This is a genomic window from Microbacterium sp. (assembly GCF_035277845.1).
Lineage (GTDB): Bacteria > Actinomycetota > Actinomycetes > Actinomycetales > Microbacteriaceae > Microbacterium.
This window is the reverse complement of sequence record NZ_DATEJS010000056.1, coordinates 1-6,476: the sequence shown is the minus strand read 5'-3', so window position 1 is coordinate 6,476 and position 6,476 is coordinate 1. Positions and strand designations below refer to the sequence as shown.

Below are 6,476 nucleotides of genomic sequence, written 5' to 3'. Positions count from 1 at the left end.
CCGGCGGCGGACGAGGCCGGCGCACGCGTCGGGGTGATCGCGCGCCTGTTCGGGATCGGCGACAGCGTGCCGGTGCCGGAGGTCGAGCGCGCGCTCCCCGGCACCGGCGTGGGCGGGCTGGAGAGGCTGGGGGCCGTCGTGAGCGACGGCGGGCTGGTGCATCCGCAGCTGCTCATCCGCCCCCAGGACTGGGTGGACGACACCGGCGCCGGCCAGTGGTGGATCGCCAGCGACCTCGACGAGGCGGCCCTGCACGACGCCCTGCCCGAAGACCATGTACTCGGCGTGGGCGGGGCGTCCTTCACGCTCGCGGGGCTGCAGCTGCCGGTGCCGACCGGTCGCGTGCTCGACCTCGGCACCGGATGCGGCATCCAGGCGCTGCGTGCGCGGCTCTTCGCGGACGCCGTGGTCGCGACCGATGTGTCGGAGCGCGCGCTGCGGATGACGCGGTTGAACGGACTGCTCAACGGCGTGGACGGCATCGAGCTGCGTCGCGGCGACATGTTCGAGCCCGTCGACGGTGAACGGTTCGACCGGGTCGTGTCCAACCCGCCGTTCGTCATCACGCCGCGAGGGGCGGGCATGCCCTCGTACGAATACCGCGACGGCGGGCGCGTCGGCGACGGGGTCACCGCGTCGTTCGTCCGCACGGTCGGCTCGGTACTCGCGCCGGGCGGTGTGGCACAGCTGCTCGGCAACTGGGAGACCCGCGACGGCATCGGCGGCCTCGATCGGGTGCGGGGATGGGTCGCGGAGTCGGACGTGCCGCTGGATGCGTGGGTGATCGAGCGCGAGCGCCTGGACCCGGTCGCGTATGCGCAGCTGTGGATCCGGGACGCCGGGACGCTGGCGGGCTCCGCGGAGTACGACCGGATGCTCGGTGCGTGGCTGGACGACTTCGAGGCGCGCGGCGTCACCGAGATCGGCTTCGGATACATGCTGCTGCGACGCCCCACGCACGGCGCCCCGACCCTGGCCCGCTACGAGCGGATGCCGCAGCCCCTGGCGGAGGCCGGTCTGGGCGCGGCGCTCGCGCGGTCGCTGGACGCCTGGGACCGGGTGTGCGGCCTCGACGACCACGACGTGGCGGCATCCGTGCTGCTCACCGCGCCCGACGTGACGGAGGCGCGACATCACCTGCCCGGGGCCGAGGCGCCGAGCGTCATCGAGCTGCGCCAGGGCGGCGGGTTCGCCCGGGTGCTCGAGGTGGACCCCGCGCTCGCCGCCCTCGTCGGGGCGTGCGACGGCGACCTGCCGGTGGGGGCGCTCGTCGACGCGATCGCCCAGCTGCTCGAGGCGGATGCCGCGGCACTGCGCGCGGACCTGCTGCCGCGCGTGCGGGAACTGCTGTTCACCGGGATGCTGCGCTTCGCGGACTGACGCGCGGGCGTGCCGCGGTCCGCTCGGGTGTCACGATCGCACGGTTCCACCCGCGATTCGTGACACGTGAGCGGAAGACGGCGGGAGGACGGGGCCGCGGCGGTGGCAGCCGCAGTGGCAGCGGCGGTGGCACCGTCGGGGCGTCCCGGGGCGTGCCCAGGGGCGGCGGATAGGCTCGAGGGATGCTCAATATGGTCGAGGGGATCGCGCGGCTCGGCGCGCTCGCCGACTCCCCGGTGGTCGCCGCGATCGCGAAGGCGTTCGCCGATGCCGGCCACGAGCTCGCGATCGTCGGGGGCCCCGTGCGCGACGCGCTGCTGGGCCGCGCGACACACGACCTCGACTTCACCACCGACGCCCGCCCCGACGAGATCCTGCGGATCCTCGGACCGATCGCGTCCAAGACCTGGGACGTCGGCCGTGCGTTCGGCACGATCGCGGCGCGCGTGAAGGTGCCCGGCAGCCCCGCGGAGCAGGTGGAGATCACCACCTACCGCGCCGACGCGTACGACGGCCTCAGCCGCAAGCCCAGCATCGAGTTCGGCGACACCCTCGACGGTGATCTGGTGCGGCGCGATTTCACCGTGAACTCCATGGCGCTGCGCGTGCCGGCGAAAACACTCGTCGACCCCACCGGCGGCGTCGAGGACCTGCTGGCCGGCATCCTGCGCACCCCGATCGAGCCGGCCGTCAGCTTCGGCGACGATCCGCTGCGGATGCTCCGAGCGGCGCGGTTCGCGTCGCAGCTCGGGTTCGACGTGCACCCCGACACCCTCGCGGCGATGACGCGCCTGCGCGAGATGCTGCGGATCGTGAGCGCCGAGCGCATCCAAGCCGAACTGGTGCGGATCCTGCGCACCGACGACCCGACCCGCGGCATCCGCATCCTCGTGGAGACCGGGCTGATGGACGAGTTCCTGCCCGAGGTGCCGGCACTGCGCCTGGAGGTCGACGAGCACCACCACCACAAAGACGTCTACGAGCACTCGCTGACGGTGCTGCAGCAGGCCATCGACCTCGAGAAGGCGCGCAACCCGGACGCCGAGCCCGACGTCGCGCTGCGGCTCGCCGCCCTGCTGCACGACATCGGCAAGCCGCCCACGCGGCGGCTCGAGGCGGGTGGCGGGGTGACGTTCCACCACCACGACGTCAAGGGCTCGCGCATGGCGCGCAAACGTTTGAAGGACCTGCGGTTCGACACCCTGACGACGGATGCGGTGGCGCGTCTGATCGAGCTGCATCTGCGCTTCTTCGGCTATGCGGAGGGGGCGTGGACCGACTCCGCCGTACGGCGGTACGTGCGCGATGCCGACGACCTGCTCGAGCGACTGCACATCCTCACGCGCGCCGACGTGACCACCCGCAACCGGCGCAAGGCCGACCGGCTGGCATCCGCCTACGACGACATCGAGCTGCGCATCGGCGAACTCGCCGAACAGGAGGCCCTGGACGCCCTGCGCCCCGCGCTCGGCGGCACCGAGATCATGGAGATCCTCGGGATCGAACCCGGCCGGGCCGTCGGCGAGGCGTACCGCTTCCTGCTGGACATCCGCCTGGACGAGGGCGAGATCTCGGCGGAGGAGGCCGAACGGCGCCTGCGCGAATGGTGGGCCGCCCGGGTCTGAGCGCGGCGTCGTTCACCGACGCGTTGCCGGAGGGTCGCCGGGGCGTCACCCGGGCTTGAGAGTCTGCTGTGAGACCGCACCCGCGGTGCACCGACAGAACCGGGAGTGACGTGACAGGCACACAGGTCACCGTGATCCTGCCGGCCAAGGACGCCGGCCCCTTCATCGGCACGACGCTCGCCACGCTCGCGCGTCAGTTCGACGATCCCGACGCGCTCAAGCTCGTCGCGATCGACGACGGCTCCACCGATGACACCGGCGAGCGGATGCGGGAGGCGGCATCCCGCTTCGGCTCCGCGGAGCTGCTGCGCAACGAGACCCCGGTGGGCCTCGCGAGTGCACGCAACCAGGGCCTCGCGCACGTCGACGGCGACCTCTACTGCTTCGTCGACGGCGACGACTGGATGGCGCCCGGCCGGCTCGCGGCCCTCGCCGAGATCATGCACGCGCTCGACTGCGACTTCGTGCGCACCGACCACGTGACCGTCACCGAAGGACGGCGGCAGCTCGTGCGCGCACCGCACCCGTGGCGGGGAACGGTGTGCGCGCCCCGCGATGCGATCCTGCCGGACGACGACACCACCATGGTGGACTACCCGTATGCCTGGGCGGGAATGTTCCATCGTCGCCTGATCGACGAAGGCCTCGCGGCGTTCCCGGAGGGCCTCTTCACGGCGGAGGACCGTCCGTGGATCTGGCGTCTGCACCTGACCGCGACGTCCTTCGCCGTCGTCGACGCCCCCGCCCTGCTGTACCGGCGCGGCGTGACGACCTCCCTCACCCAGATCGCCGACCGCCGGCAGCTGGACTTCCTGCCCGCGTTCGCGCAGACGCTGGACGTGGTCGCAGCGGACGAGCACGCCGACCTGTACATGCCGAAGGCGGTATGGACGACGCTCGCCGTGTGCGCGCACCATCTGCGTCGCTCGCGTGCGATGACCCCGGCGCTGCGCACCGACCTGCGCCGCGGCGTGCGCGACCTCATCGCGGCGGTGCCGGCGGAGTACGTCGACGACGCCCTCCGCCGGATGTCGGAGCCCCGTCGGCGAATGCTGGCCCGCTTCACCCGGGGGACGCGCTGACATGGCCCAGATCTTCGTGCTCAACTCGGCGTATGGACTGATGACCGCCGCCGCGGCGATCGATGCGGGTGCCGTGCCCGAGACGTCCCACCGCATCCTGCTGTCGGTGAATGCGGCTCTCGTGCCGGAGACGGGATCCGGGCCGGGCGAGCTGGCATCCCTGCGCGGGCTGCTCGCGCGCTTCGACCGGGTGGTGTCGCTCAACGAACTGATCGCTCCCATTCCGCCGACGATGTGGAGCCCTCCCGCCGATGAGCTGCCCCTGCTGGAGCGGCTGCTGCGCACCGCCTGGGGGCTCGGCGAGGAGCCCGTGGAGCTCTACCTGCAGAGCCCGCAGGTGTCACCCTCCCGCGCGCTCGCCGCTGTCTTCGTCGCCGCCCCGCTCACGGTCATCGGCGACGGCCTGATGACCTACTCGCCCATCCGCGATCGTCTGGGCCGCGGCATCACCGGTCGTATGCGCGCCGTGGCATACGCGGACGTCGTGCCCGGCGTGGAGCCGGTGCTGTTCACCGAGACCGGCGCGGTGCGCGTGCCGATCGCGGCCGGGCGGGTGCGCGCGATCCTCGAGGAGGTCGACCGGACGGTGCAGGATGCCGCGATCGACCGGCTCGCCGCATCCGACGTCCCCACCGCCCTCGTGCTCGGCCAGTACCTCGCCGAGCTCGACCTCGTGACGGTGGACGAAGAGCAGCACATGCAATTCCAGATGATCGACCGCGCCGGCGACCTCGGTGCGGAGCGCGTGGTGTTCAAGCCGCATCCGTCGGCGCCGCCCGCGCTCGTCGGCGCCCTCGCGGCGCACGCCCGCGCCCGCGGGCTCGCCTGGGCGATGTACGACGGCCCCGCCCCGGCCGAGGTGCTGGCCGCGCGGGTGAACACCGTCGGCGTCGTCGCCGGGTTCTCCTCCGCGCTCACGAGCGCCCGCGCCGTGCTCGGCCTGCCGATCGCCTCTGCCGGCACCGACCTGCTGCTGCAGCGGCTGGACCCGTTCGAGAACAGCAACCGCATCCCGGTCACGATCGTGGACGCGCTCACCCGGCCCGACTCGCCGTACCGCACGCCCGCCGCGCTGCAGGCGCTGGTCGATGCCGTCGGCTACTGCATGCAGCCCGTGATCATGGCGCACCTGCGGCCGCGGGCCGAGCGGGTGCTGCAGTCGCTCGACGAACAGGAGCGGCACCGGTACTTCGCGCGCCGACGCCTGGCGGAGCTGGCGCTCCCGGGCGGCCGGCGCCGCTTCATCCCCCGCACGACCACGCTGAGCGGCGATGTCACCCGGCTCGAAGAGCTGCGCCTGACGATGCTCGGCGCCCAGCGCCGGTTGGGCCGCGCGATGAAGGCGCTGCAGGGCCGATGAGCGGGATCGTGGTCGCCGTCATCCCGGCCCGGGGCGGTTCCAAGGGCGTGCCGCGCAAGAACGTGCGCCGGGTCGGCGGGATGCCCCTCATCGCCCGTGCCGTGCAGGCCGCCGCCGCGGCGGAACGCGTCGATCTGGTCGTCGTCAGCACCGACGATCCGGAGATCGCGGCGGTCGCCGCCGCCGCGGGCGCGCAGGTCGTGGATCGTCCCGCGGACCTGGCCGGCGACACGGCCTCCTCGGAGTCCGCGGTGCGGCACGCCGTCGACACGCTCGAGGCATCCGGCCTCGAGGTCGGCACCATCGTCTTCGTGCAGGCGACGTCGCCGTTCATCCCGAGCGCCGGCATCGACGAAGCCGTGACCGCCGTCCGCGACGACGGGTACGACAGCGCGTTCTCCGCCGTCGAGACGTACGGGTTCCTCTGGGGCCGGGATGCCTCCGGCACGGCCGCCGCGATCAACCACGACTCGGCGTTCCGCCCCCGCCGGCAGGACCGCGACCCGCACTACCTCGAGACCGGGGCCTTCTACGCGTTCGACGCCGCCGGGTTCCGGGCCGCCGGGCACCGCTTCTTCGGACGCACCGCGATCATCGAGGTGCCCGAGGCGTCCGCCATTGAGATCGACGACGAGCACCAGCTGGCGATGGCATCCGCCCTCGCGCCGTTGCTCGAGCGGCCTGGACCCATCGACGTCGACGCCGTGGTCACCGACTTCGACGGCGTGCACACCGACGACTCGGTGCTCGTCGACGCCGACGGGCGCGAGCAGGTGCGGGTCGGCCGGAACGACGGGATGGGGGTCGGCCTGCTGTGCAGGGCCGGCATCCCGGTGCTGATCCTCTCCACCGAGACGAACCCCGTCGTGCGGGCACGTGCCGCCAAGCTGCGCGTCCCCGTGCTGAACGGCATCGACGACAAGGCGGCCGCCCTCACCGCGTGGGCGCAGGATGCCGGGATCGCGCTCGATCGCGTCGCCTACCTGGGCAACGACGTCAACGACCTGCCGGCCATGGAACTCGTCGGCT

General features: G+C 72.8%; 5 protein-coding genes. All 5 read left to right on the top strand.

From position 1 onward, the window contains the following. On the top strand, nt 1–1,380 hold a 1,380-nt coding region (locus VJR25_RS02260), incomplete at its 5' end, for a methyltransferase (protein WP_324112086.1). A 182-nt stretch (nt 1,381–1,562) separates the two neighbouring features. Then, nucleotides 1,563–3,005, top strand: a complete 1,443-nt coding sequence (locus VJR25_RS02255) for a CCA tRNA nucleotidyltransferase (RefSeq protein ID WP_324112084.1) — start codon at nt 1,563–1,565, stop codon at nt 3,003–3,005. A gap of 110 nt (nt 3,006–3,115) precedes the next feature. Then, nucleotides 3,116–4,087, top strand: coding sequence for a glycosyltransferase family 2 protein (locus VJR25_RS02250; protein WP_324112082.1), 972 nt, complete (start codon nt 3,116–3,118; stop codon nt 4,085–4,087). A gap of 1 nt (nt 4,088) precedes the next feature. Beyond that, nucleotides 4,089–5,447 (top strand): polysialyltransferase family glycosyltransferase, encoded by a 1,359-nt coding sequence (locus VJR25_RS02245; protein WP_324112080.1) that lies wholly within the window; start codon nt 4,089–4,091, stop codon nt 5,445–5,447. Then, the coding region (locus tag VJR25_RS02240) for an acylneuraminate cytidylyltransferase (RefSeq protein ID WP_324112077.1) at nt 5,444–6,476 on the top strand (1,033 nt) is incomplete at its 3' end. The genes VJR25_RS02245 and VJR25_RS02240, both read left to right, overlap by 4 nt.